Source organism: Curtobacterium sp. ZW137 (assembly GCF_003762905.1).
In the GTDB taxonomy this organism is placed as follows: domain Bacteria; phylum Actinomycetota; class Actinomycetes; order Actinomycetales; family Microbacteriaceae; genus Curtobacterium.
Genome location: NZ_RJKS01000002.1, coordinates 869,567 through 893,253, shown reverse-complemented (window position 1 = coordinate 893,253; position 23,687 = coordinate 869,567). Strand labels below are relative to the sequence as shown.

The window sequence follows — 23,687 nt, the reverse complement described above, 5'->3', positions numbered from 1 at the left end:
ACTGTACAGTGAAAATAGAGCAGAGGTGAAAGTGTCACGACTGCGCAGGCGGGACGGCACCCGTCATCTGCACGCGCTGCGTGTCCTCGTCCCAGGCGAAGGTCGCCTGCGCGGTGCCCGTCGGGTCGGCCAGGGGGTCGCTGGCCTTCGGGTAGCGGTAGGTGACGGCGATCGTGTCGGCGTCGGTCCGGGTGATCTGCGGCTCGAAGGCGTACTGCTCCTTCGTCGCCGTGCCGAGGTACGTGCCGTCGTGGAAGAGCAGGATCGCGTACGGGGAGCTGCCGGTGGCGTCCACCGGGAAGACGACCGACCACGACAGCGCGGCGCACGCGTCGTAGCCGGAGTGGTCAGCCCGGGCCGCGTCCCAGGTCGCGCCCTCGATGCCCGCCGGAGCTGGCAGTGCGCGGATCGCCGCGGCGGCGGCGTCCGCGGCGCTCTCCGGACCACAGGTGCTGGTCGGGGCCGGCGTCGGGGTCTGCGTCGGTGCTGGTGTCGTCGTCGGGCTCGCGGTGACCGTCCGGGTCACGGTGGGGCTGCTCGTCGGGTCCGCTGCCGACGACCCGCCGGTGCAGCCCGCGACGGTGACGGCGAACGCCGCGGTGATGAGTGCCAGAGCGGTGCGGTGCGTCGTCTTCACCGATCCATCCTGCCGGGAGACCGGTGCGCGGGTGTCGGGAGACGTGGAGGTTCGTGGACGGATCCGCCGGGATGTCGCGTGGTGTTCACGCGGATGTCGGTGGTCGGCGGCATGATCGGTGCATGGTCCACCAGCTCCTGATGCCTCCGCAGGAGATCCGAACGGATCGCCTGGTGCTCGCACCCATCACCCCCGCCGACATCGACGCCGCACACGCGGTCTTCTCCGACGCGCACACGTGGACGCACCTGCCCACCGGTCGGCACGCGAACCGGTCGGAGACGCAGGACCTCGTGCAGCGGAAGATCGGCGGCCGGGTCCGGCACGGCCTCGGGTCGTGGGCGATCCGCGTGGCCGGTGCGCCGGAGCTCATCGGCGTCGGCGGCGTCGACATGACCGCGGGCGGGGTGTGGAACCTCGGGTACCGTCTCGCGCCGAGTGCATGGGGGAACGGCTACGCGACGGAAGTCGCACGCGCTGCCGTGACCGCGGCGCACGACGTCGCCCCGGCGGTGCCGGTCACGGGCCGCGTCCTCACGAACAACCCGGCGTCCGCCGCCGTGCTCGTGCGGGTCGGCCTCGCGCTCGTCTGGCAGGGCACGACCGCGGCGGCGACGCCCGACGGCGTGGAGCGTCAGGTCTGGGCCGACCGTGCGCTCACCACCGAGCAGCACGACTGGCTCGTCGCCAACGCCTGAGGCACGGCTCGTCGGGCGATCCGGTGGCGGCGGTCAGTGTCGTCGGTCCCTGACCATCGCGGCGAGGACGCCGGCGACGGGGACACTGAGCAGGAGCGGAACCGCAGCCACCCAGCACACGTCGGCCGTCGCGAACGTCAGCAGCAGGGTGGCCACGAGCACGACGACACCCATCGTCGCGAGCCGGATCGAGGTCATGCACCCATCTCAGCGGCGCGCTCCGCGGGGCACATCGGCCGCAGGGATGAAGCGTCACAGACATCGACGTCACGAGGACGACTCGCTAGTGTGAAGGGACTGGTCATGTCCGCCCATGACCACCGGCCGAACCACGCGACGGAGCACGAGGAACCGATGACGACCCGCATCACCGAGGGGGCCGAGCCCAAGCACCAGCAGCTCCGCCGCATCCTCCTCGAGCTCGCCACCGTCCGCCTGGCTCCCGGTTCCGCGATCCCGTCCGAACGGCAGCTCATCGCCGAGTACGGCGTCTCCCGGATCACCGTGCGCGAAGCGCTGGGGCAGCTCGTCAACGAGGGCTACCTCGAACGGGTCCGCGGCAAGGGCACGTTCGTCGCGCACCGTCCCGTGCAGTCGACGCTGCACCTCGCCTCGTTCACCGAGGAGATGCGGGCCATGGGGCACGTCCCGACGACGGTCGTCCTCGTCCGTGAAGAGCGGGTGCCACCGTCGGACACGGCCGCGGCGCTGCGGCTCGATCCGGACGTGACGGCCTTCCACGTCAAGCGCCTCCGGATGGCCGACGGCGCGCCGGTGTCCATCGACGATGCGTGGCTCGTCGCGGACGCGTTCCCCGGGCTCCTCGAGCACGACCTGTCCGGGTCGGTGTACTCGATCATCGCGTCGGAGTACGGCACCCCGATCGACCGCGCGCAGCAGACCGTCGCGGCGAACCCCGCGGCCGACGACGTCGCGACCCTGCTCGGCACGAAGACAGGGGCTCCCGTGCTGGAGTTCGACCGGGTGTCCTACGCGGGCGACCGCCCCGTGGAGCACACGCGGAGCTGGTACCGGTCCGACCGCTACCGCGTGCAGATGGAGGTCACCGCGACGAAGGCCGTCGCGTAGGCGCTGCTCCGGCGCTGCGGGTCCGGTCGGCGGAAGCGACACCGGGTACACCTCTGCGCCGCGCTTCCGGCCGGGCGTTGTCGCCTCCGGTGGCTGCGTGCGCATCGAGCGACACCCCGCGGCCGAATGCGTTGCGCAAACGGCAGCGGGGTGTCGCTTTCGTCGATCGACCGCGACCGCGACCGCGACCGCGACCGCGACCGCGACCGGCAGCCGACCGCGCTCAGACCTCGAAGAGGGTGTCGCCGGCGGCCACCGTGGTGCCGACGGCGTCCTGCGCGATCGAGTCCGGCGTGGAGCCGAGCACGACGACCGGGCACACGGGGGAGTAGCCGGCGGCGAGGATCGTCGCCGGGGTGAACCGGACGACGGGGTCCCCGGCGGCGACGGTGTCACCCTCGGCCGCGAGGAGCTCGAAGCCCTCGCCCGCCATCTTCACGGTGTCGATCCCGACGTGCACGAGGACGTCGGTCCCCGCCGCGCCTTGCAGCGCGAACGCGTGCGGGTGCAGCTTCACGATGGTGCCGTCGACCGGCGCCACCGCGGTGATCGACTCCGTCGACGCGGTGGGGTCGACTGCGACGCCCGCGCCCACGAGCTGCCCGGCGAACACCGGGTCCGGCACGTCGGCGAGGGAGACGACCGGGCCCGCGAACGGCGTGAGGACCGCCGTCACAGTTCGTCCTGGATGTCCTGCGCGAGGTTGTCCGCGATCGGGCCGACGATGACCTGCCAGCCGGTGCCGCCACCGACGACCGCCTGGGCGCCGGCCGACTTGAGCGCGTCCTTGTCGACGAGGTCACCGTCCTCCACCTCGACGCGGAGCCGCGTGATGCAGCCCTCGACCTCTTCGATGTTCTCGGCGCCGCCGAGCGCGGCGATGATGTCGGCAGCCTTGATGTCGGCCATCTGTTTCCTCCTCGTTGCGGGTGCGCGTCCAGGTTGACATGCCGTGCCGGGTCATCGACACTACGTACTGGTCATGACCGGACAGGACCGGACCTGGCGACACCGCTGAGGTTACCTGCGCCGGCTGCGTGACTCAACTCACCCCGACAGCTCCACCCAATGACGAGAGGAACTCCGATGAGCACGACTGCTGCCACGGATGTGCCGGAGAAGAAGACGCCGAAGAAGCAGAGCCGGCTCTTCGCGAACGCCCAGCGGCTCGGTCGGAGCCTGCTGCTGCCGATCGCGGTCATGCCGGCCGCGGGCATCCTGAACCGCATCGGCCAGCCCGACCTGCTCGGCGCCATCCCCGGGTTCGAGACCGGTGCGGGCGTCATCTCCGCTGCCGGTCAGGCCATCTTCACCTGGTTGCCGCTGCTCTTCGCCGTCGGCATCGCGATCGGGTGGGCCAAGAAGTCCGACGGCACGACGGCCCTCGCCGCGGTCGTCGGCTACATGGTCATGTACGAGGTGTTCGCGGTCATGTCCCCGATCGTCCTCGCCGGGGTGAAGGACGCCAACGGAGACCAGGCGACGATCAACTTCGGCGTCCTCGGCGGCATCGTGATGGGTCTCGTCGCGGCGAACCTGTGGCAGCGCTTCCACCGTACGAAGATGCCCGACTTCCTCGGGTTCTTCTCGGGCCGACGTCTCGTCCCGATCCTGACTGCCGCTGCCGGGCTCGTCATCGCCGTGCTCATGTCGTTCGTGTACCGCTACTTCGACATCGCGCTGACCGCGGCAGGCCAGGCCGTCGCGGACAACGCCGTCATCGGTGGCGGGATCTTCGGGTTCGCGAACCGCATGCTCATCCCGATCGGTCTGCACCAGCTGCTCAACTTCTTCCCGTGGTTCCAGCTCGGCAGCTTCACGAACGCGGCCGGTGACATCGTCCACGGCGACATCCCGCGCTTCCTCGCGGGTGACCCGACCGCCGGCATCTTCCAGACCGGCTTCTTCCCGATCATGATGTTCGCGCTGCCCGCCGGTGCGCTCGCGATCTGGCGCAACGCCAAGCCGCAGAACCGCAAGCTCGTCGGTGGCATCATGCTCTCCGCCGCACTGACCTCGTTCGTGACGGGCATCACCGAGCCGCTCGAGTACTCGTTCATGTTCGTTGCGTTCCCGCTCTACATCATCCACGCGGTGCTCACCGGGACCTCGCTCGCCCTCGTGAACGCGTTGGGCATCCACGACGGGTTCTCCTTCTCGGCGGGTGCGATCGACTTCGTGCTGAACTTCGGCAAGGCCGACGGGGCGATCTGGCTCATCCCGATCGGCCTCGGGTACGCGGCGATCTACTACTTCCTGTTCGGCTGGGTCATCCGGAAGTGGAACCTCCGGACGCCTGGTCGCGAGGAGGACTCGATCGCGGAGAACACGATCGAAGCGGCCACCAAGGACTGACGCGACTTCGCGACGGACGGGAGGCACGGTGCCAGCTGGCACCGTGCCTCCCGTCCGTTCCCAGACCAGCCGTGAGACTGGTTTTGACAATCGTTATCATCTAGCCCTACGGTTGTGACCATGCACAACCGCCTCCTCGCCCTCCCGCTCATCGCGGGTGCCGCCGCGCTCGCCCTGTCCGGCTGCGCGACCTCCTCGGCCTCGACGAACGACGACAGCGACGGCACGATCAAGGTCGTGGCCTCGACGAACGTCTACGGATCCCTCGTCGAGACGATCGGCGGCGACCACGTCGACGTCACGAGCATCCTGGACGACCCCTCGCAGGACCCGCACTCGTTCGAGTCCAGCGCGACGACGCAGCTCGCGGTGTCGAAGGCCGACCTGCTCATCGAGAACGGCGGCGGCTACGACGACTTCATGACGACCCTCGCGGACTCGTCGTCGACGAAGGCCGACACCATCAACGTGGTGAAGCTCTCCGGCCTGGACAAGGGCGGCGACGCCGAGTTCAACGAGCACGTCTTCTACAGCTACCCGACGATGGTGAAGCTCGTCGCCGACGTGTCGAAGCGCCTCGGCGCACTCGACAGCGCGGACGAGGCCACCTTCGCGAAGAACGCCGACGCGCTCACCACGAAGCTCGAGGACCTCGAGTCCCAGACCGCAGCCCTGAAGCAGCAGCACGACGGCGAGAAGGTGGCGTACACCGAGCCGGTGCCCGGGTACCTGTTCGACGCGATGGGCCTCGACAACGTCACCCCCGAGGACTTCTCCGAGGCGATCGAAGAAGGCGACGACGTCCCGCCAGCGGCCCTCAACGACACGCTCAAGCTGTTCACGAGCGGCACCGCGAAGCTCCTGGCGTACAACGACCAGACCTCGAGTCCGGAGACCGAACAGGTCAAGAAGGCCGCCGAGGACAACGACGTCCCCGTGGTCGGTGTCACCGAGACCCTCCCGAAGGGGAAGAATTACGTCTCGTGGCAGCAGGCGAACATCGACGCGGTGAAGGCGGCACTGGCGAAGTGACCACCACCCGAGACCAGACGCGACAGCAACCGACGCGAACCGCCACTGCTCCGAGCAGTGGCGGTTCCGCCGTGCTCGCACTCCGGGACGCCGGCCTGTCGTACGGCGAGCGGAAGCTCTGGGACGGCCTCGACCTCGACGTCCGGCCGGGGGAGTTCCTCGCGGTGCTCGGGCCGAACGGTGCGGGCAAGACCAGCCTGTTGAAGACGGTGCTCGGGCAGCAGCGCCTGACCAGCGGGACGATGTCGTTCCTCGGCCAGCCCATCCGCCGCGGCCACCGGAAGATCGGCTACATCCCGCAGCAGCGCCTGATGGAGTCCGGCACGCCGCTCCGCGCCCGCGACATGATCGCGCAGGGTGTCACCGGCTCGCGCTGGGGCATCCGGCCGGAGCGGAAGGCCGAGCGGGAGCGCATCGACCGCATCATCGACGAGGTCGGCGCCACCGCGTTCGCGAACGCCCCCGTCGCCGAGCTCTCCGGCGGCGAGCAGCAGCGCACCCGCGTCGGGCAGGCCATCGCCGCGGACCCGTCCCTGCTCCTCTGCGACGAGCCGCTCATCTCGCTCGATCTCCGCCACCAGCGGGGCGTCACCGAGCTCATCGACCGCCAGCGCCGGCAGCAGAACGCCGCGGTGCTGTTCGTCACCCACGACGTGAACCCGATCCTCGACGTCGTCGACCGGGTCCTCTACATCGCGGGCGGCCGGTTCCGGATCGGTTCCCCGGACGAGGTGCTCCGTGCCGACGTCCTCTCCGACCTGTACGGCACGCCCGTCGACGTCGTCCGGACGATGGGGCGGATCGTGATCGTCGGCGCGAACGAGACGCACGACCACACCGGTGAGCACCACCACCCCGGCGAGGTCGACCCGCACCTGCCCACCACGGACGAAGGGCGGATCTGATGGACGTCTGGTCGACGATCTTCTCGTTCCAGGACTACGGCGAGCTCGTCGCGCTCGTGCAGAACTCGATCTTCGCGGGCGCGGTGCTCGGCATCGTCGGCGGGCTGATCGGCCCGTTCGTCGTGGCGCGGAACATGCCGTTCGCGGTGCACGGCATCAGTGAGCTGTCCTTCGCCGGCGCGAGTGCCTCCCTGCTCCTCGGGGTGAACGTCGTCACGGGTTCGCTCGTCGGGTCGGTGATCGCCGCGCTCCTCATCGGCCTGCTCGGTTCCCGCGCGCGGGACCGCAACTCGATCATCGCCGTGCTGATGCCGTTCGGACTCGGCCTCGGGATCCTCTGCCTCGCGCTCTACAAGGGCCGCGCGGCGAACAAGTTCGGGCTGCTCACGGGGCAGATCGTCTCCGTGGACAACCCGCAGCTGGCGTTCCTCATCGTGATCAGCGCGATCGTCGTGGTCACGCTCATCGTGATCTGGCGTCCGCTGATGTTCGCGTCGGTGGACCCGGACGTGGCCGCGGCGGCCGGGGTCCCGGTGCGGACCCTCGCGCTCGTCTTCATGCTCGTGCTCGGGCTCGCGACCGCCGTCTCCGTGCAGATCGTCGGTGCCCTGCTGGTGCTGTCGCTGCTCGTCACCCCGGCCGCCGCAGCACTCCGCCTGACGGTGCACCCCGTGCTCGTCCCGGTGCTGTCGATGGTCTTCGCCGTGGTGTCGGTCGTCGGTGGCATCCTCCTCGCGCTCGGCGGCGGCCTGCCGATCAGCCCGTACGTGACGACGATCTCCTTCGCGATCTGGGTGGTCTGCCGGATCGTCGGGGCGCGGAAGGAACGCCGCGGGCGCGATCGCGTCGCGGTGCGCGACCAGCACGACACGACCGGCACCCCCGAACGGCAGCAGGCAGGAGCAGCAGCATGAACGCACCGGACAGGCCCGCCGCGGTCCAGAAGCCCAAGCGCAACACCTGGCAGCGCGAAGCGGTCCGTGGCGCGCTCGACGGCACCGAGGGGTTCGTCAGCGCCCAGGCCCTGCACGCCCACCTCCGTGAGGGCGGCTCGACCATCGGTCTCGCGACGGTCTACCGCGCCCTGGCGGACCTCGCGACCGAAGGGGACGCCGACTCCCTCCAGCAGGACGGTGAGGCCCTGTACCGGGCCTGCACGACCGACAAGCACCACCACCACCTGATCTGCCGGAACTGCGGGCGCGCCGTCGAGATCCAGGCGGACCCGGTGGAACGCTGGGCGCAGCAGGTCGCCGCGGAGCACGGGTTCACCAACGCCAGCCACGTCGTGGACATCTTCGGCGAGTGTGCCGAGTGCACGGCCGCGCGGGCCGAGGCGTAGCCGCGTAGAGTCCCGGCCATGCACGTGATCCTGGTGCCGGGCTTCTGGCTCGAAGCGGATGCGTGGGACCAGGTCGTCCCGGTCCTCCGCGATGCCGGGCACTCCGTCGAGGCACTGACCCGCGACGGAGACACGCTCGACGAGCAGGTCGCCGCGGTCGTCGAACGCCTCGACGACGTCGCCACCCCGGAGGACCCGGTCGTCCTCGCCGGGCACTCCGGCGCCGGCCCGATCGTGTACATGGCTGCCGACCAGCGCCCGTCGCTCGTCGCGCACCTGCTCTACGTCGACACCTTCCCCGGCCCGACCGGCGGGTGCGTCAACGACGAGCTCCCGATCGTGGACGGCGTCGTCCCGCTGCCCGACTGGGACTTCTGGGAGCCGGCGACGCTCCGCGGCCTGTCGGACGCCGACAAGCGCGACTTCGAGCACCGGGCGATCCCCGAACCGTCCGCCCTGCCGAGCGACCGGTTCCACTACGAGGACGCGGCCCGGCACACGATCCCGGCCACGATCATCTCCTGCGAGATCCCCGCTCCCGAGCTCGCGACGATGGTCGCGGACCACCAGGCGTGGGCGACCGAGCTCGTCGAGACCGAAGACCTGGCGATCGTCGGCCTCGACACCGGCCACTGGCCGATGTTCACCGCACCGCGGGAGCTGGGTGCGCTGATGGTGCAGGCACTCGCACCGCGTCCGTCCGTCGGTCACTAGCGACCCACCCGGACGGGAGGCCCGACCCGAGTCGCCGACGCGCGTGCGGCTCCACGTGTGGCCGCCCTCGGGGCCGCAGGCGCGTTGCGGGGGCGAGTCCGGCCTCCAGACCGGGTGTGGGCTGCGCCCACCGCGCGTACGGTGACCAACCGTGGGACCGGAGGCGTGGACGAGCTGGGCCGGAGCGACGGACTACGACGTCGCGCGCTTCGTGGTGCAGCGCGGGGTCGCGGCGATCGCGTGCATCGCGTTCGTGTCGGCGCTCCTGCAGTTCCCGGCGCTCGTCGGTGAACGCGGTCTGCTGCCCGTTCCGCGGTTCATGGAGCGGCCGTACGCGCGCTCGCTGCCGGTCATCTGGCGGTGGTGGCGGTACACGGACGCACGGTTCCGAGCGCTCGCCACCGGGGGCGCGATCGTGTCGTTCGCCATCGTCGTCGGGGTCCCGCAGCTCGGTCCTGCGTGGGTGCCGGCGGTGTGCTTCCTGCTGCTCTGGCTCGCCTACCTGTCCATCGCGGACGTCGGACAGACGTTCACCGCCTTCGGCTGGGAGTCGCTCCTGGTCGAGTCCCTGTTCACCGTCGCGTTCCTCGGGTCCGACTCGGTCGCACCACCGGTCGTCGTGCTGTTCGCGCTGCGGTGGCTGGTGTTCCGGCTCGAGTTCGGGGCCGGGATGATCAAGATGCGCGGCGACCGGTCCTGGCGCGACCTGACCGCGCTGTACTACCACCACGAGACGCAGCCGATGCCGAACCCGGTCTCGCGGACGGCGCACCTGCTGCCCCGTCCGGTGCACCGGTTCGAGACGCTGGCGTCGCACCTGGTGCAGTTGGTCGTGCCGTTCCTGCTGTTCGCGCCGCAGCCGGTGGCCTCGATCGCGGCGGGACTCGTGCTCCTGACACAGCTGTGGCTCGTGGTCTCCGGGAACTTCGCCTGGTTGAACTGGATCACGCTCGTCCTGACGTTCGCGGCCGTCGACGACCACTCCGTGGTGGCGGTGCTGCCGTTCCTCCGGCCGGTCGTCTCCTCCGGTCCGGCGGCGACCCCGGTCTGGTTCGTCGTGCTCACGATGCTCGTCGGGCTGCTCCTGGTCTGGCTGTCCATCCCGTCCGCGCGGAACCTGGTGTCCCGGCGGCAGCTCATGAACGCGTCCTTCAACCGGTGGCACCTGGCCAACGCGTACGGCGCGTTCGGATCGGTGACGCAGCAGCGGGACGAGGTCATCGTCGAAGGGCTGGCCGCGGACGGAACGTGGCTGCCGTACGAGTTCAAGGGCAAGCCCGGCGATCCCCGACGTCGACCGGGGCAGTTCGCGCCGTACCACCTCCGGCTCGACTGGCTGATGTGGTTCCTGGCGCTCGGGGCGGACGACCGGTGGTTCCGGGTCTTCGTCGTCCGGTTGCTCGAGGCCGACCCGGCGACGCTCCGGCTGCTGCGCCACGACCCGTTCGGCGGTGCCGCGCCGGAGGCCGTGCGGGCACGGGTGTTCCGCTACCGGTTCGCCACCAGGGCCGAGCGGCGGGAGAGCGGGCTGTACTGGATCCGGACGGAGCTGTCCACGATGCTGCCGGCGACGTCGCTCCGGGCCGGTCGGTGATCCGGACCGGTTCGCCGGTTTGCGACACGCCCGGCGGTCTTGTATCGTGGGTGGCTGGTCCGCGTCCGCGCGGGCCCGTTGTTCAGCCCTCCGACCGTCGCGAACGCCGCGGTCGCGCGGTGCTTGGGTTCCCTTCGACAGGGTCCACGGGCTTGGGCGGTGCGTACAACCCCCTCGCAGCCACCTCCGGTGCTCGTCACCCGGTGTCCTGCGCGTGCGCACCAGGCAAGTGAACTTGGGTGCGGCCGTCCGGTCGCACGGTACCTCAGGAGGAAACCATGGCAGCAGTGTGCCAGGTGACCGGAGCCACCCCCGGCTTCGGACACAACATCTCGCACTCGCACCGCCGGACGAAGCGTCGCTTCGACCCGAACGTGCAGAAGAAGACGTACTACGTGCCGTCGCTTCGCCGGAACGTCACGCTCACGCTCAGCGCTAAGGGCATCAAGGTCATCGACGCACGCGGCATCGAGTCCGTCGTCAAGGACGTCCTCGCCCGTGGGGAGAAGATCTGATGGCCAAGAAGGGTCAGGACGTTCGTCCGATCATCAAGCTCCGTTCGACGGCGGGCACCGGGTTCACCTACGTGACCAAGAAGAACCGTCGCAACAACCCGGACCGTCTCGTGCTCAAGAAGTACGACCCGGTGGTCCGCAAGCACGTCGACTTCCGTGAGGAGCGCTAAGCATGGCGAAGAAGAGCAAGATCGCGAAGAACAACCAGCGTGCGGTCATCATCGCGCGCTACGCCGACCGTCGTCTCGAGCTGAAGAAGGCCCTCGTGGACCCGAACGGCACCGACGAGTCGCGTGAGGCCGCTCGCGTGGGGCTGCAGAAGCTCCCCCGCGACGCCTCGCCGATCCGCTACCGCAACCGCGACGCCATCGACGGCCGCCCCCGTGGCCACCTCGGTGAGTTCGGCATCAGCCGTGTCCGCTTCCGCGACATGGCGCACCGTGGCGAGCTGCCGGGCATCACGAAGAGCTCCTGGTAAGCATCCGCTTCCCGAACGCCCCGTCACCCTCATCGGGTGGCGGGGCGTTCGTCGTTCGTGTCGTTCGTGTCGTTCGGCGTCCATTTGGGGGACAGCTTTGTCACACTGGTCACATCTGTCTCTCCAGCACCTCAACAACCCCGGAAATCCGGGCGAGTCGGCAGGTTTCGTCCGACCCGGCTGATAGGTTCAACTCCGGTTCCACGGGCCCTCGGCCTGCTGGTCCGAAGCCCCGGGGCAACCGCTCAGGGCACCGGGCGCCACGTGCGTCCGACCGATACGCAAGAAGTCCGAGGAGGACATCCAATGGCTGACAAGTCACTGAACCGCACCGAGCTCGTCGCTGCCGTCGCCGCCGAGTCCGGCCAGAGCCAGGCCACCGTCAACGGCGTCGTCGACGCCCTCTTCAGCGTCGTCTCGGGCTCCGTTGCCGACGGCACGAAGGTCACGATCCCGGGCTGGATCGCGTTCGAGAAGACGCACCGCGCCGCCCGCACCGGCCGCAACCCGCAGACGGGTGAGGCCATCGAGATCGCCGCGAGCGACTCGGTCAAGGTCAGCGCCGGCTCGAAGCTCAAGGCTTCGGTCAAGTAAGACTGCTCCACTGCACGGAGGGGACGGCTGCGGCCGTCCCCTTCGTCGTTCCCGGGGGCCGGCGGGGCGGCCCGGGCGGCCTGGGCGGCTCGGTCGGCGCGCCGGGCTGCGCTCCGGACGGCGCTCCGGTCGGCTGTCCACAGGTTGGGTCGGCGGATTCTGCCGCCGCGTGGCCAGCGCCTAGGCTTGACGGGTGAACCGGATCGCGCGCATCGCCGGGCCAGCAGTCCTGGTCCTCGCCGCGTTCGTGTCCCTCCTGATCGCCCTGGTGATCGGCGGTGGGGCGAACGCCGCGCTGATCGCCGACCCCGGCGCCGCGGTGCGCTTCGGCCTGCCGATCGCCCGCGTCGTGGTGGACCTCTCGGCAGCCGCCACGATCGGCGGCCTCGCCCTCGCCACGATCGGCCTGTCCCGGACGGCTCCGGAGTGGAACCGCGCCATCGACGTCGCTGCCGCTGCCGCCGGCGTCTGGACGGTGGCGTCCGCCGTCACCACGTTCTTCACGTTCCTCAGCGTCGCGGGGTCGAAGGTCTCCCTCGACGAGCAGTTCGGCCAGTCGATGGGGGTGTTCCTCACCGGCACCGACCTCGGACTCGCGTGGCTGGTCACCGTGCTCGTCGCGGCAGCGGTCACCGTGCTCTGCTTCGCGGTGCGCTCGCGGGGCATGGTCGCCCTGACTGCCGGTGTCTCGATGATCGGCCTGATCCCGCTCGCGCAGCAGGGCCACGCGGCAGGGACCGCCAGCCACGACGCTGCGGTCACTGCGCTCGGCCTGCACCTCGTCGGCGCCGCACTCTGGGTCGGCGGACTCGTGATGCTCGTGCTCGTCCGCGGCGTGGTGCCCGGCGACCGTCTCGCGGTCGTGGTCGGCCGGTACTCGAGCATCGCGCTCGGCTGCTTCGTGCTCGTCGCCGTCTCGGGCATCGCCTCCGCGCAGATCCGCGTGGGGGCCCTGTCGAACCTGTTCACGCCCTACGGTGTCCTGATCCTCGTGAAGATCGGCGCGATCGTCGCGATGGGCGTCCTCGGCGCCGTGCAGCGCCGCCGCGCGATCGTCGCGCTGTCCACGGCTCCCGCGCGGCACCGGCCGTTCTGGACCCTCATCGTGCTCGAGCTCGCCGTGATGGGCGTCGCATCCGGCTTCGCGGCGGCGCTCGGCCGGACGGCCACCCCGGTCGACCAGATCGCGCTGAGCAAGACCACGAACCCCTCGCCCGCCGAACTGCTCACCGACGACTCCCTGCCGCACGCACCGGGCGCATGGGGATGGCTCACGCACTGGAACATCGACCTCTTCTGGCTGATGGCCGCGGTGCTGCTCGCCGCCACGTACGTCGCGGGGGTCGTCCGGCTCCGACGGCGCGGCTGGTCCTGGCCCGTGCGCCGCTCCGTCGCCGCCGCGCTCGCGATCGTCTGCCTCGTCGTGGCGACCTCCGGTTCGCTCCACGACTACGACCGCTTCCTGATCTCCGCCAACGTCGGGGCGCACGTGCTCCTCGGGGTCGTCGTGCCCGCGCTGGCCTGGGCCGCGGCACCCGTGCAGCTCATCCGCGCGGCGGTGCACCCGCGCGACGACGACAGCACCGGTGTCCGCGAGTGGACCGACGTCGTGGTCGAGAACCCCACCGTGCGGTACCTCGTGCAACCGTTCCCGTCGATCCTGCTGCTCGCGGCGGTGTGGTGGGCGTTCTACGGCACCCAGGCCGTCCGGTGGTCCGGCAGTGACTCCATCGGCCGGACGGTGATCGACGCCGTGTTCCTGCTCGTCGGACTGCTCGCGCTCCCGACCCTGTTCACCCCGATCGCTGCCGGAGCGCGCCGAGCCTCGCGGGCGGCGGTCCTCGTCCGGGCCGTCGGCGCCCTCGTCGTGGCTGCCGGCATGGTGTCGCTCGGCGTCGCGATGCGGGGGCCGCTCGGGCTGCTACAGGCCTCGTGGTTCGGCTCCATGGGGCGCACGTGGGGACCGGACCCGCTCGTCGACCAGGCCCGCGCGGGCGGCGTGCTCGTGGTGGCCGGCGTGCTGCTGCTCGTCGCCGTGCTCGTGGTCGGTGCCGTGCGGCTCCGGCGAGACGCCGGCGCGGCGGGGACGGCGCCGGCTGCTGGGCCGGGTGCCGCGCCTGCTGCCGCGCCTGCTGCCGCGTCCGACGTGCCCGAGCCCGCGGCCCCCGGTTCGGCCGCCCCCGACGCGCCTGCTGCCGCGTCCGACGTGCCCGAGCCCGCGGCCCCCGGTTCGGCCGCCCCCGGTTCGCGCCCCGCCGACGACATCGCGCCCCGTTCTGCCGGGGCGCAACGCGCGCACGGGGACGCAACCCGCACGGCCACCGAGACCTCGACCTCGACCTCGACCTCGGACGAGGACGAGGACGAGGACGACTTCGACGAGGACAGCGTGGACACGGCCGACTCCGGGACGAGCACCCCGTGAGCGTCGAACTCAGCGCCGAGCAGCGCGCCGTCTTCGAGTACATCGAGTCGACCCGTGACCACGTGTTCATCACCGGACGTGCGGGCACCGGCAAGTCCACGCTGCTCAACCACCTGTCGTGGAACACCGAGAAGCAGGTCGTCATCTGTGCCCCGACGGGTGTCGCCGCGCTGAACGTCGGCGGGCAGACGATCCACTCGCTGTTCCGGCTGCCGATCGGCCTCATCGCGGACGCCGAGCTCCGGCAGGGCCCGGAGACCCGCAAGCTCCTGAACACCATGGACACCCTCGTCATCGACGAGGTCTCGATGGTGAACGCCGACCTCCTCGACGCGATGGACCGCTCACTGCGCAAGGCACGAGGCCGCCAGTTCGAGGCATTCGGCGGCGTGCAGGTCGTGATGTTCGGCGACCCGTACCAGCTGCCCCCGGTCCCGGGCGACGCCGACGAGCGCGCGTACTTCACCGACCACTACCGGTCGCTGTGGTTCTTCGACGCGAAGGTCTGGCTCGAAGCCGAGCTCAACATCATCGAACTCGCGACCGTGCACCGGCAGCGGGACGACGCCTTCGCCGCGATGCTCACCGCCGTGCGGCACGGACGGGTCACCGCGGACATCGCGAACCGGCTCAACGAAGCCGGCGCCCGTCCGGCCCCCGACGACGCGATCACCCTGGCGACCCGGAACGACACCGTCGCACGGATCAACAAGGCGGCGCTCGATCGGCTCCCCGGCAAGACGAAGACGGCGAAGGCCGACGTCAACGGCGACTTCGGCGGCCGGAACTTCCCGGCGGACGAAGCCCTCGAGCTGAAGCCCGGCGCGCACGTGATGTTCCTCCGGAACGACCCCGACCAGCGCTGGGTGAACGGCACGCTCGGCATCGTGCAGACCATCCGCGACACGGTGTGGGTCGACGTCGACGGTGAGTCCTTCGAGGTCCAGCCCTCCGTGTGGGAGAAGTTCAAGTACTCCTACGACGCGGACAAGAAGGAGCTCAAGAAGGACACCGTGGGGGAGTTCCAGCAGTTCCCGCTGCGCCTGGCCTGGGCCGTGACGATCCACAAGTCGCAGGGCAGTACCTACGACCGGGCGGTGATCGACCTCGGCAACCGGGTGTTCAGCGCCGGTCAGACCTACGTCGCACTGTCTCGGCTGACCTCACTCGACGGTCTCTTCCTGACCCGCCCGCTGCGCCCGTCGGACATCATCGTGGACCTCGACGTCCGGCGCTTCATGTCGGAGGCGCCCCGCGTGGTCGCCACCCAGCTCGAGGCACCCAAGCCCGACGCCTGACCCGCGCCCGGACGCGTCCGCATGTTTCGACACCGCACGAGTCGATCGACTGCTGGCGTGTCGGAAAGCGCATGCGGTGCCCGACACCCGGCCGCCGGCACGCCCCACACACGACGACGCCCGCCTGCCGAACGGCAGACGGGCGTCGGGGAGCAGCAGCGTCAGGCGCGCGCGGCTCGCAGCGCGCGGATGTTCTGCTTGTCGGCGCCGAGCGCGGTGAGCAGCAGGACGACGCCGACGATGGCGTTGAAGACGTTGTCGGTCGTGTTGAGCGCGAAGATGTTCGCCGAGGTGTTCACGAACACGAAGCCGTACACCGCGAGCACGACGAGGACGATGCCGACGAGCATGTTCACGTTGCGCGACCCGACGGTGTTGCCGAGCCCGACGATGAACAGCGCCGCAGCGAGCAGTGTCCACACCGAGGCGAGTGCCGGGTTCACCAGGAAGGCGTTCCAGAGCAGGCCGCCCGAGTCACCGAAGAAGGCGTGACCGTTCTCACCGGCGAAGAAGAAGCCCAGGATGCCCCAGATGGCGAGCAGGGTGCCGACGGTCAGCGCGAGCGCACGGTTCGGCGAAGCGATGATGCTCGGTTCCTTGACGGCCACGTCGGTCTCCTCCTGTGGTGCCACGTCCTGCGCGGCGACTGGTGTGCTCCGAGCGGGGCTGACGCTCCGCTGGACGATGCCGATCGGGCCCTGGTTCCCAGGATTCGACCGGCCGCTCAACGGTATCGTGTCGGACCCCGAGCGACCCAATCGAAGCGCCGTGACCAGGCGCACGACGAGGCCGGCGACGACGACACCGAGGAGGACGATCCCCGTGACCCGCACGCCCGATCGCAACGCCCTGCCTTCGCGTGACGACGCGCGCGGGCCGAGCGTGTCCCGGCGGCTCCGGTGGGGTGTGCTTGCGGGTGTGGGGTTCGTGATCGTGCCTCTCGTCTACGGAGTCGCGGTGCTGACGCCGTTCGGGCAGCGGCTCGAGGACTCCGCGCTCGGCGGGGTCAGGGAGACCGACCTGTTCGGGTCGGACACCGCGCTCAACGTCATCTCGGTCCCGGTGATCCTGTTGCTCATCGTCGTGATCGCCGCCGTGGCCTTCGCCCGGAGGCGGCTCGCCGTCGGACTGGCGGCGGGTCTGGTGGTGCTCGCCTCGGCCGGCACCTCGACGTTGCTCAAGCGTATCGCCGTGCGCCCGGAGATCGCCCAGTCGACGACGCCGAACTCGTTCCCGTCCGGACACGCGACGATCGCCCTCGCCGCGCTGTTCGCCGTGCTCATGGTCACCCCGAGGCGCTTCCGCCCGGTCGTCCTGCTGGTCGGGGCGGCGTACGCGGTGTTCGTCGCGAACCAGACCGTGGTCTACGGGTGGCACCGGGTGAGCGACATCGTCGGTGCCTGCGCGGTCGCACTGTTCTGGCTCGGGATCGTCCGGGCGGTGGGACCGCTGGTGGATCGCGGAGCTCGAGGCGACCGTGACGGACGCCGTGGTCCGCGCCGGGTCGTCACCGTCGTGCTGCTCGTGTCGGTCGGGGTGGTCGTCGCCGTCGGGGTGACCGCGCTCGTGGTCGCCCTGACGACCGGGTCGGGCAGCGGCAGCGGCGGGTACGACCACGACGCCATGCTCGTCGCGGGACGCATGGCGTCGTCCGCGAGCGTGCTCATCGTCGTGACGGTGGTCTGGCTCGCCGACGGCATGCACCACGCGGCCCCGACGACGGACACCACGGCCCTGCCGACACCGCGGTCCTAGGGCGTCGCGGACGACCGAGCCGTCTCGCCCGCGTGCATGGTGCGGAGGATCCGGCGGGCGATCCGTGCCTCGTCGTCGGACCCGACTTCGTCGCGGACGGCCCGGACGGAGAGCCCGAGGATCTCGGCGATCTCCGACGGTGCCACGTGCAGGTCGGTGAGTCGCTCGACGAGTCGCTCCCGCTCACCGGCGACGGATTCCTCCAGCGCACGGGCAGCGGCGCGCATCGCCCGTGCCCGTTCGCTGGCGTCGCGGACGGCTGCGATCCGCGCAGCCGTGGCGGCGTCCCCGACGACGAACTCGATGCGGGGCGCCGACCCGGCGAAGTCCTGCACCATCGTCCGGTGCCGCACGACGACGTCGTCGAGCCATGCGCCGCGGTGCTCGATGGCGGGGTAGTCCACGCAGCGGAGCACCCACTCGTCGTCGACGAGCGCGGCGGTCGAGGAGATGGTCGGCACGGTGGAACCTCCGCGGTGTCCTGATCGGTGAGCCTGGTGAGGGTTCCACGTCGACGCTACGCGTGTTGCCCAGGAACGGCCGTCGGCACTTCGGTGGACGTCGCGGAATAGTCTCCGGTGCGTTACGTTGTACTCGTCAGTTCGATGCAAACGCATAGAACGATCACGCAGGAGGCGGACACCATGCAGTTCGGTATCTTCACGGTCAGCGACGCGACGACCGACCCCACCACGGGAACCACGCCGGACGACACGCAGCGCGTCCGCGACATCCTCACCATCGCCGAGCACGCGGACCAGGCCGGTCTCGACGTCTTCGCCACGGGTGAGCACCACAACCCGCCGTTCGTCGCGTCCTCGCCGACGACGATGCTCGGGTACCTCGCCGGTCGGACGAAGCACATCACGCTCTCGACCTCGACGACCCTGATCACGACGAACGACCCGGTGCGCATCGCCGAGGAGTACGCGATGCTCCAGGTCATCTCCGACGGCCGCATGGACCTGATGATGGGCCGCGGCAACACCGGCCCGGTCTACCCGTGGTTCGGGCAGGACATCCGGCAGGGCGTCAACCTGGCGATCGAGAACTACGCGCTCGTCCGCCAGCTCTGGGAGAACGACGTCGTGAACTGGCAGGGCAAGTTCCGCACGCCGCTGCAGGGCTTCACCTCGACCCCGCGTCCGCTCGACGGTGTCGCGCCGTTCGTCTGGCACGGCTCCATCCGCACACCGGAGATCGCGGAGCAGGCCGCGTACTACGGCGACGGCTTCTTCCACAACAACATCTTCTGGCCGATCGAGCACACCGCGCAGATGGTCGGTCTGTACCGCCAGCGCTTCGAGCACTACGGTCACGGCACCGCGAACCAGGCGATCGTCGGCCTCGGTGGACAGTTCTTCGCCCGCAAGAACTCGCAGGACGCGATCGACGAGTTCCGTCCGTACTTCGACAACGCCCCCGTCTACGGGCACGGGCCGTCGATGGAGGGCTTCACGCAGCAGACCCCGCTCACCGTGGGCTCCCCGCAGCAGGTCATCGACCGGTACGCCGCGATGAAGGACAGCGTCGGGCACTACCAGCGCCAGCTGTTCCTGGTCGACCACGCCGGACTGCCGCTCAAGACGGTGCTCGAGCAGATCGACATCCTCGCCGAGGACATCGTCCCCGAGCTCCGCAAGATCAACGACGAGGGCCGTCCGGCCGACGTGCCGTCGAACCCGCCGACGCACGCGGAGCGTGTGGCCGCGGCGCGCGCAGCGGGCTCGGTCGGCAGCGACCACGTGGCCGCGGTCGACGAGTGGACCGGAGCGTCGGTCTGATCGCAGCTCCATGACGGACGGGAGGCTCGGTGCCAGCTGGCACCGGGCCTCCCGTCCGTCGGTGGTTCCCACCCACGCCGCGCGCGATGGGAAGCGGAAACGCGCGTCGGGGGTCGGAACTTTCGACCCCCGACGCGCGATTCGACTGACTACGCGCGATTCGACCCCGACCCGCGATTCGACCCCCGACCCGCGATTCGACTGACTACGCGCGATCCCGCGCCGCGGGTGCCGACGCGGCGTGCGCTGCCGGCCGCGCCGGGAGCAGCTTCAGTCCCACCACGCACCCGACGATGCCCGCGATGAAGACCAGGCGGAGCACCGTGACGGGCTCGGCGCCGGTCGCCATGCCCCACAGCACGGTGAGTGCGGCCCCGGTGCCGGTCCACACCGCGTACGCGGTGCTGATCGGGACGTGCCGGAGCACATACCCGAACGCGACCAGGCTGATCACGATCGTGATCGCGAAGACGATCGTCGGCTGCAGGCGGGTGAAGCCGTGGCTCTCGCCAAGGGCCGTCGCCCAGACGGTCTCGAGCGCGGCGCTGACGAACAGCACGATCCAGGCCATCTCAGCTCACCACCTTGAGGCCGACGACACACGCGACGAGCCCGAACACGAGGGCGATGCGGCCGAACGACGCCGCTTCCTGCCGGCGGGCGATCGCGACGAGCACCGTCAGGGACGCACCGATCCCGACCCACACCGCGTAGGCCGTGCCGACCGGGATCGCCGTCATCGCGAAGGCCAGGCCGGCCATGCTCGCGGCCATGCCGACGACGAAGACGATCGTCGGCACCACCTTCTTGAACCCGTTCGACGCGCCGAGTGCGGTGGCCCAGACCGCTTCCAGCACGCCGGACAGGACCAGGACGATCCAGGTCATGGTGTTCCTCTTCCACTTCGGGACGTTTCTCGCACGACTGTGCGACAACCACAGTTCTAGCACGAAGTCGCACACTCGTGCCAGAATGATCGGGTGGCTCGCAGCATGGACGTCGAGGAACGCCGGAGGACCGTCTCCGCGGCGGCCTGGCGCGTCCTGGCGCGGGACGGCCTCGGCGCGCTGAGCGTCCGGAACGTCGCGGCCGAAGCGGGGCTGCCGCCGAGCACCGTCCGGTACACCTTCCCGACGCAGTCCAGCGTCCGGGAACACGCCCTCACCCTCGTCTTCGACGGCACCGCCGCGCGCATCGACGCGCTGCCGTCGGACCTCACCGGGACGGCGTACGCGCACGCGGTCCTCGTCGAGCTGCTGCCCCTGGACGACGCGCGGCGCATCGAGCTCGACGTCTACCTCGCGCTCGGCACGGCGGCGCTGACCGATGCCGAGCTCCGGCCGTTCCACGACCGCGTCGTCGAGGAGATGCGGCAGTGGTGCGCGCGGATCCTCGACGCACTCGGGGTGCCGGCCACCGACGCGGAGTACGAGACGCGGCGCCTGCACGCGCTCGTGGACGGACTCGCGCTCCACGTCGTGCGGCTCGATCCGGGCGGCGACGCGAGCTGGGCGATCGACCTGCTCGACCGCCACGTCGCGGAGCTCGCCGCCCGGGCGGCCACCACATCGTGAAACGGACACCGCACCGCGCGGATGCGCGGTGCGGTGTCCGGGAACTGGACCCAGTCGGGCCGACTACGCGAACGTGGCCGCGTCGATCACGAAGCGGTAGCGCACGTCCGACGCCAGGACGCGCTCGTAGGCGCCGTTGATGTCCTCGGCGCTGATCAGCTCGGTCTCCGGCAGGATCCCGTGCTCGGCGCAGAAGTCGAGCATCTCCTGGGTCTCGCGGATGCCGCCGATGGCCGAACCGGCCCAGCTGCGACGGTGTCCGATGAGCGCGAAGGCCGGGACCTCGAGGGGCTCGGCCGGGGCGCCGACGTTGACGATCGTGCCGTCGACGGCGAGGAGCCCGAGGTAGGAACCCATCGGGATCTTCGCGGACACCGTGTTGATGATCAGGTCGAATGAGCTCGCGAGCTGCTCGAACGTCGCCGGGTCCTTGGTCGCGTAGTGGGCCTTCGCACCGAAGCGGAGGGAGTCCTCCTGCTTCGAGGTGGTCTGCGACAGGACGGTGACCTCGGCGCCGAGCGCGACCGCGATCTTCACGGCCATGTGGCCGAGGCCGCCCATGCCGACGACCGCGACGCGGGTGCCGGGGCCGGCCTTCCAGTGGTGCAGCGGGGAGTAGGTCGTGATGCCGGCGCAGAGCAGCGGCGCGACCTTCTCGATGTCGAGCGACTCCGGCACGCGGAGGACGAAGTCCTCGTTCACGACGACGGCCTGGGAGTAGCCGCCCTGCGTGATCGTGCCGTCGGCGGGGTCGACGCCCGCGTAGGTCTGGATGTTGCCCTTCAGGCAGTACTGCTCCTCGCCGGCGACGCAGTTCACGCACTCGCCGCAGGAGTTCACCATGCAGCCGACGCCGACACGGTCGCCGACCTGGTGCTTGGTGACCGCCGAGCCGACGGAGGTGACGTGGCCGACGATCTCGTGGCCGACGACCTGCGGGTACTGGATCTCGCCCCATTCGCCGCGGACCGTGTGGATGTCCGAGTGGCAGATGCCGGCGTAGGCGATGTCGATCTCGACGTCGTTCGGGCCGACGTCACGACGGGTGATGGTGGTCTTGACGAGCGGCTCGGTGGCTGACGGTGCCGCGTACGCGTTGACGGTGCGCAATGATCTCCTCGTGGGGTCGCATGTGGGCCGGATCCGGCCCGCATCCATCTTGCTGGAGCGCTCCCGAGAGTGGGAGGCACCATCAGGGCACCCCGGGGAAACGCACGCAGCGGTCCGGTTCGCGCACTGGCTTTGTCGGCGACCATCGGCCGACTTACGGTGGAGCAACCGAGTCGACACCGAATCCGTCGCCACGATGCCGTCCGCGTCCTGCGGATCCCTGGCACAGCGGAACGACACGGGCAGCCGGGCTTCGCCGCCCACGAAGGGCTGGTCCTCATGACCGCCGAGAACGTCACCGTCCACCCGTACGAATGGCACCGCCGGGGCCTGCGCTCACCGGCCGAGATCCAGGCGCTCGTCGAAGCTCGCCTGATCCACCACACCGACACGCACGAGCCCACCTACGCCGACTTCCTCGGCGAGCAGGTGGCCTGAACCGACCCGCTAGCTCCTGGGGGTCCTCGCGAAGAACAGGGTGAGCGCTCCGAGTGCGATCGCCGCGACGATGAGGACCCAGGCGACCGCGCCGACCACCCCGTCCCACGGGCTGATCAGCAGCCCGATGCCGACCAGCAGCAGCACGAGCGCCCCGACGAGTCCGAGCACGTGCGGTCTGCGGGTCCAGGTGCGTGCCATGGTCCTGACGCTACGCGCCGGGGGTGCGCCGACGCACTGGTTCGCACGTACCCCGTCAGGCGCGAACGGCCAGCCGCTGCCCCGCGATGCGGGCGAACCGCAGGGGATCCGCGAGCGCGTCGGACGGTTCCCCGGTGGTCTGTGTGGCGATGACGGTCAGGGAAGCGGCGGCGTCGAAGTCGTCGATCGGCGCGTCGATCGCTCCCGCGACGAGCATCCGCCGACGTCCGGCGGCGAGTGACCCCACCACGCTCGGCACCTTGCCCACTGCGGACTGCCCGTCGAAGCGCCCCTCGCCGGTGATCACCACGTCGGCGGTGTCGAGCACCGCGGGCAGCCCGAGGACGGTCGCGACCGCGGCGGCACCGGGTGCCAGGGTCGCGCCCCAGACGAGCAGCCCGAACCCGGCGCCGCCCGCGGCTCCCGCACCCGGGGTGATCGGGTCGACCGTCGGGAAGCGGCCGGCCCACCGTTCGAGTCGTGCCTCGTGCACCGCCACGCGGTCGGGTGCGACGCCCTTCTGCGGCCCGAAGACCGCGGCCGCGCCGGTCGGGCCGAGCAGCGGCGACGTCACGTCGGTGAGGACGGTGACCCCGAGCGGCGGCAGCGGGCGGAGGCCGGCCGTGCTCACCGCGGCGACGTCGTCGAGCAGTGAGCCGGTGGTCGTCGTCGAGACGCCGGAGAGCCCGAGCGCGCCGAGCATCCCGGCGCCACCGTCCGTCGACGCGCTCCCGCCGATCCCGAGCACGAGCCCGGTGGCTCCGGCGTCGAGCGCGGCGGCGATCGCCTGGCCGAACCCGGTCGTCTGCGCGCGGTCCGGCTCCGGTGCCGTGAGGAGCGGGAGTCCGCTCGTCGCCGCGAGCTCGACGACCGCGCGACCGTCCGGCAGCGCCAGCCACGCGGTGTCCACGGGCGCGCCGGCCGGTCCGGTGACCGTGACCGGGACGCGACGGGCGTCGGGGAACGCGGTGGCGAACGCGTCGAGCGTGCCCTCGCCGCCGTCGGCCATCGGCATCAGCGTCACGGTGTCGTCCGGCCGTTCGGACTGCCAGCCCTCGCCGATCGCCGTGGCGACCTCGGCGGCGGTGGCGGTCCCCTTGAAGGAGTCGGGCGCGATCACGACGTGCACGCGACAACCGTAGTGCGGGC

General features: G+C 70.6%; 30 protein-coding genes. 19 read left to right on the top strand and 11 right to left on the bottom strand.

The window, feature by feature from the left end; all coding sequences use genetic code 11:
* Positions 1-34: 34 nt before the first annotated feature.
* On the bottom strand, positions 35-637 hold the full coding sequence (locus EDF55_RS09380) for an LppP/LprE family lipoprotein (protein ID WP_165931299.1): 603 nt from the start codon (positions 635-637) through the stop codon (positions 35-37).
* 122 nt (positions 638-759) lie between these two features.
* Between EDF55_RS09380 and EDF55_RS09375 the strand changes: the two genes are divergently transcribed.
* Complete coding sequence (locus EDF55_RS09375) at positions 760-1,335, top strand: GNAT family N-acetyltransferase (RefSeq protein ID WP_165931298.1); 576 nt, start codon at positions 760-762, stop codon at positions 1,333-1,335.
* A gap of 33 nt (positions 1,336-1,368) precedes the next feature.
* On the opposite strand, the gene EDF55_RS18795 is transcribed toward EDF55_RS09375, so the two are convergent.
* Positions 1,369-1,533: a hypothetical protein gene (locus EDF55_RS18795; protein WP_165931297.1), complete on the bottom strand. Its 165-nt coding sequence runs from the start codon at positions 1,531-1,533 to the stop codon at positions 1,369-1,371.
* 105 nt (positions 1,534-1,638) lie between these two features.
* Here EDF55_RS18795 and EDF55_RS09370 point away from each other — a divergent pair, with 105 nt between their 5' ends.
* Entirely contained in the window at positions 1,639-2,424 is a 786-nt protein-coding gene (locus tag EDF55_RS09370; protein WP_243698166.1) for a GntR family transcriptional regulator, read from the top strand.
* A gap of 223 nt (positions 2,425-2,647) precedes the next feature.
* Here EDF55_RS09370 and EDF55_RS09365 read toward each other — a convergent pair whose 3' ends face one another.
* Together EDF55_RS09365 and EDF55_RS09360 are read right to left on the bottom strand one after the other, a co-directional pair.
* Entirely contained in the window at positions 2,648-3,100 is a 453-nt protein-coding gene (locus EDF55_RS09365) for a glucose PTS transporter subunit IIA (protein WP_123654642.1), read from the bottom strand.
* Positions 3,097-3,333: a PTS transporter subunit EIIB gene (locus EDF55_RS09360; protein WP_123654641.1), complete on the bottom strand. Its 237-nt coding sequence runs from the start codon at positions 3,331-3,333 to the stop codon at positions 3,097-3,099. Before EDF55_RS09360 ends, EDF55_RS09365 begins: the two co-directional genes overlap by 4 nt.
* Before the next feature lie 177 nt (positions 3,334-3,510).
* Between EDF55_RS09360 and EDF55_RS09355 the strand changes: the two genes are divergently transcribed.
* The 13 genes from EDF55_RS09355 to EDF55_RS09295 all read left to right on the top strand — a co-directional run bounded on the left by EDF55_RS09355 (position 3,511) and on the right by EDF55_RS09295 (position 15,676).
* Complete coding sequence (locus tag EDF55_RS09355) at positions 3,511-4,779, top strand: PTS transporter subunit EIIC (RefSeq protein WP_123654640.1); 1,269 nt, start codon at positions 3,511-3,513, stop codon at positions 4,777-4,779.
* A gap of 120 nt (positions 4,780-4,899) precedes the next feature.
* Positions 4,900-5,811 (top strand): metal ABC transporter solute-binding protein, Zn/Mn family, encoded by a 912-nt coding sequence (locus EDF55_RS09350; RefSeq protein WP_123654639.1) that lies wholly within the window; start codon positions 4,900-4,902, stop codon positions 5,809-5,811.
* 71 nt (positions 5,812-5,882) lie between these two features.
* A complete protein-coding gene (locus tag EDF55_RS09345) occupies positions 5,883-6,716 on the top strand; it encodes a metal ABC transporter ATP-binding protein (protein WP_123654638.1) in 834 nt (277 codons plus the stop codon).
* Positions 6,716-7,630, top strand: coding sequence for a metal ABC transporter permease (locus EDF55_RS09340; RefSeq protein ID WP_123654637.1), 915 nt, complete (start codon positions 6,716-6,718; stop codon positions 7,628-7,630). The genes EDF55_RS09345 and EDF55_RS09340 overlap by 1 nt, the downstream gene beginning before the upstream one ends.
* A complete protein-coding gene (locus tag EDF55_RS09335; protein WP_123654636.1) occupies positions 7,627-8,058 on the top strand; it encodes a Fur family transcriptional regulator in 432 nt (143 codons plus the stop codon). The genes EDF55_RS09340 and EDF55_RS09335 overlap by 4 nt, the downstream gene beginning before the upstream one ends.
* A gap of 18 nt (positions 8,059-8,076) precedes the next feature.
* On the top strand, positions 8,077-8,772 hold the full coding sequence (locus tag EDF55_RS09330; protein ID WP_123654635.1) for an alpha/beta fold hydrolase: 696 nt from the start codon (positions 8,077-8,079) through the stop codon (positions 8,770-8,772).
* A gap of 151 nt (positions 8,773-8,923) precedes the next feature.
* Positions 8,924-10,366: a lipase maturation factor family protein gene (locus EDF55_RS09325; RefSeq protein WP_123654634.1), complete on the top strand. Its 1,443-nt coding sequence runs from the start codon at positions 8,924-8,926 to the stop codon at positions 10,364-10,366.
* Between the two features lie 278 nt (positions 10,367-10,644).
* Complete coding sequence (gene rpmB / locus EDF55_RS09320) at positions 10,645-10,881, top strand: 50S ribosomal protein L28 (RefSeq protein ID WP_056123559.1); 237 nt, start codon at positions 10,645-10,647, stop codon at positions 10,879-10,881.
* Positions 10,881-11,051 carry a 50S ribosomal protein L33 gene (gene rpmG, locus EDF55_RS09315; protein ID WP_056123557.1) on the top strand — a complete coding sequence of 57 codons (171 nt, stop codon included), beginning with the start codon at positions 10,881-10,883 and terminating at the stop codon, positions 11,049-11,051. The genes rpmB and rpmG overlap by 1 nt, the downstream gene beginning before the upstream one ends.
* A gap of 2 nt (positions 11,052-11,053) precedes the next feature.
* Entirely contained in the window at positions 11,054-11,359 is a 306-nt protein-coding gene (gene rpsN / locus EDF55_RS09310; RefSeq protein WP_056123554.1) for a 30S ribosomal protein S14, read from the top strand.
* 306 nt (positions 11,360-11,665) lie between these two features.
* The gene (locus EDF55_RS09305) at positions 11,666-11,953 is read left to right on the top strand and encodes an HU family DNA-binding protein (RefSeq protein WP_111114318.1); all 288 of its coding nucleotides are present in this window, start codon (positions 11,666-11,668) and stop codon (positions 11,951-11,953) included.
* Positions 11,954-12,146: 193 nt separating this feature from the next.
* The gene (locus EDF55_RS09300; RefSeq protein WP_123654633.1) at positions 12,147-14,378 is read left to right on the top strand and encodes a cytochrome c oxidase assembly protein; all 2,232 of its coding nucleotides are present in this window, start codon (positions 12,147-12,149) and stop codon (positions 14,376-14,378) included.
* Positions 14,375-15,676, top strand: a complete 1,302-nt coding sequence (locus tag EDF55_RS09295; RefSeq protein WP_123654632.1) for an ATP-dependent RecD-like DNA helicase — start codon at positions 14,375-14,377, stop codon at positions 15,674-15,676. Before EDF55_RS09300 ends, EDF55_RS09295 begins: the two co-directional genes overlap by 4 nt.
* A gap of 161 nt (positions 15,677-15,837) precedes the next feature.
* Here the strand turns inward: EDF55_RS09295 and EDF55_RS09290 are convergent, their stop codons facing one another.
* Complete coding sequence (locus EDF55_RS09290; RefSeq protein WP_165931296.1) at positions 15,838-16,509, bottom strand: DUF4383 domain-containing protein; 672 nt, start codon at positions 16,507-16,509, stop codon at positions 15,838-15,840.
* A gap of 100 nt (positions 16,510-16,609) precedes the next feature.
* Here EDF55_RS09290 and EDF55_RS09285 point away from each other — a divergent pair, with 100 nt between their 5' ends.
* Positions 16,610-17,431, top strand: coding sequence for a phosphatase PAP2 family protein (locus EDF55_RS09285; RefSeq protein ID WP_185017276.1), 822 nt, complete (start codon positions 16,610-16,612; stop codon positions 17,429-17,431).
* Here the strand turns inward: EDF55_RS09285 and EDF55_RS09280 are convergent.
* Positions 17,428-17,892 carry a hypothetical protein gene (locus EDF55_RS09280; RefSeq protein WP_123654629.1) on the bottom strand — a complete coding sequence of 155 codons (465 nt, stop codon included), beginning with the start codon at positions 17,890-17,892 and terminating at the stop codon, positions 17,428-17,430. The two genes, EDF55_RS09285 and EDF55_RS09280, sit on opposite strands and share 4 nt — an antisense overlap.
* Positions 17,893-18,075: 183 nt before the next feature.
* On the opposite strand from EDF55_RS09280, the gene EDF55_RS09275 reads away from it, so the two are divergent.
* Positions 18,076-19,215 (top strand): CE1758 family FMN-dependent luciferase-like monooxygenase, encoded by a 1,140-nt coding sequence (locus EDF55_RS09275; RefSeq protein ID WP_123654628.1) that lies wholly within the window; start codon positions 18,076-18,078, stop codon positions 19,213-19,215.
* 205 nt (positions 19,216-19,420) lie between these two features.
* Here EDF55_RS09275 and EDF55_RS09270 read toward each other — a convergent pair whose 3' ends face one another.
* Positions 19,421-19,786 carry a multidrug efflux SMR transporter gene (locus EDF55_RS09270; protein WP_123654627.1) on the bottom strand — a complete coding sequence of 122 codons (366 nt, stop codon included), beginning with the start codon at positions 19,784-19,786 and terminating at the stop codon, positions 19,421-19,423.
* A gap of 1 nt (position 19,787) precedes the next feature.
* The gene (locus tag EDF55_RS09265) at positions 19,788-20,102 is read right to left on the bottom strand and encodes a multidrug efflux SMR transporter (RefSeq protein ID WP_123654626.1); all 315 of its coding nucleotides are present in this window, start codon (positions 20,100-20,102) and stop codon (positions 19,788-19,790) included.
* A 93-nt stretch (positions 20,103-20,195) separates the two neighbouring features.
* On the opposite strand from EDF55_RS09265, the gene EDF55_RS09260 reads away from it, so the two are divergent.
* Positions 20,196-20,789 carry a TetR/AcrR family transcriptional regulator gene (locus EDF55_RS09260; protein WP_260235870.1) on the top strand — a complete coding sequence of 198 codons (594 nt, stop codon included), beginning with the start codon at positions 20,196-20,198 and terminating at the stop codon, positions 20,787-20,789.
* A gap of 63 nt (positions 20,790-20,852) precedes the next feature.
* Here the strand turns inward: EDF55_RS09260 and EDF55_RS09255 are convergent, their stop codons facing one another.
* Positions 20,853-21,899 (bottom strand): NAD(P)-dependent alcohol dehydrogenase, encoded by a 1,047-nt coding sequence (locus EDF55_RS09255; protein WP_123654625.1) that lies wholly within the window; start codon positions 21,897-21,899, stop codon positions 20,853-20,855.
* Between the two features lie 279 nt (positions 21,900-22,178).
* On the opposite strand from EDF55_RS09255, the gene EDF55_RS18790 reads away from it, so the two are divergent.
* Positions 22,179-22,337, top strand: a complete 159-nt coding sequence (locus EDF55_RS18790; RefSeq protein WP_185017274.1) for a hypothetical protein — start codon at positions 22,179-22,181, stop codon at positions 22,335-22,337.
* A gap of 9 nt (positions 22,338-22,346) precedes the next feature.
* Here the strand turns inward: EDF55_RS18790 and EDF55_RS09250 are convergent, their stop codons facing one another.
* Both EDF55_RS09250 and EDF55_RS09245 read right to left on the bottom strand, forming a co-directional pair.
* On the bottom strand, positions 22,347-22,538 hold the full coding sequence (locus tag EDF55_RS09250; protein ID WP_123654624.1) for a hypothetical protein: 192 nt from the start codon (positions 22,536-22,538) through the stop codon (positions 22,347-22,349).
* Positions 22,539-22,593: 55 nt separating this feature from the next.
* Complete coding sequence (locus EDF55_RS09245) at positions 22,594-23,667, bottom strand: glycerate kinase (protein WP_123654623.1); 1,074 nt, start codon at positions 23,665-23,667, stop codon at positions 22,594-22,596.
* Between the last annotated feature and the right edge of the window lie 20 nt (positions 23,668-23,687).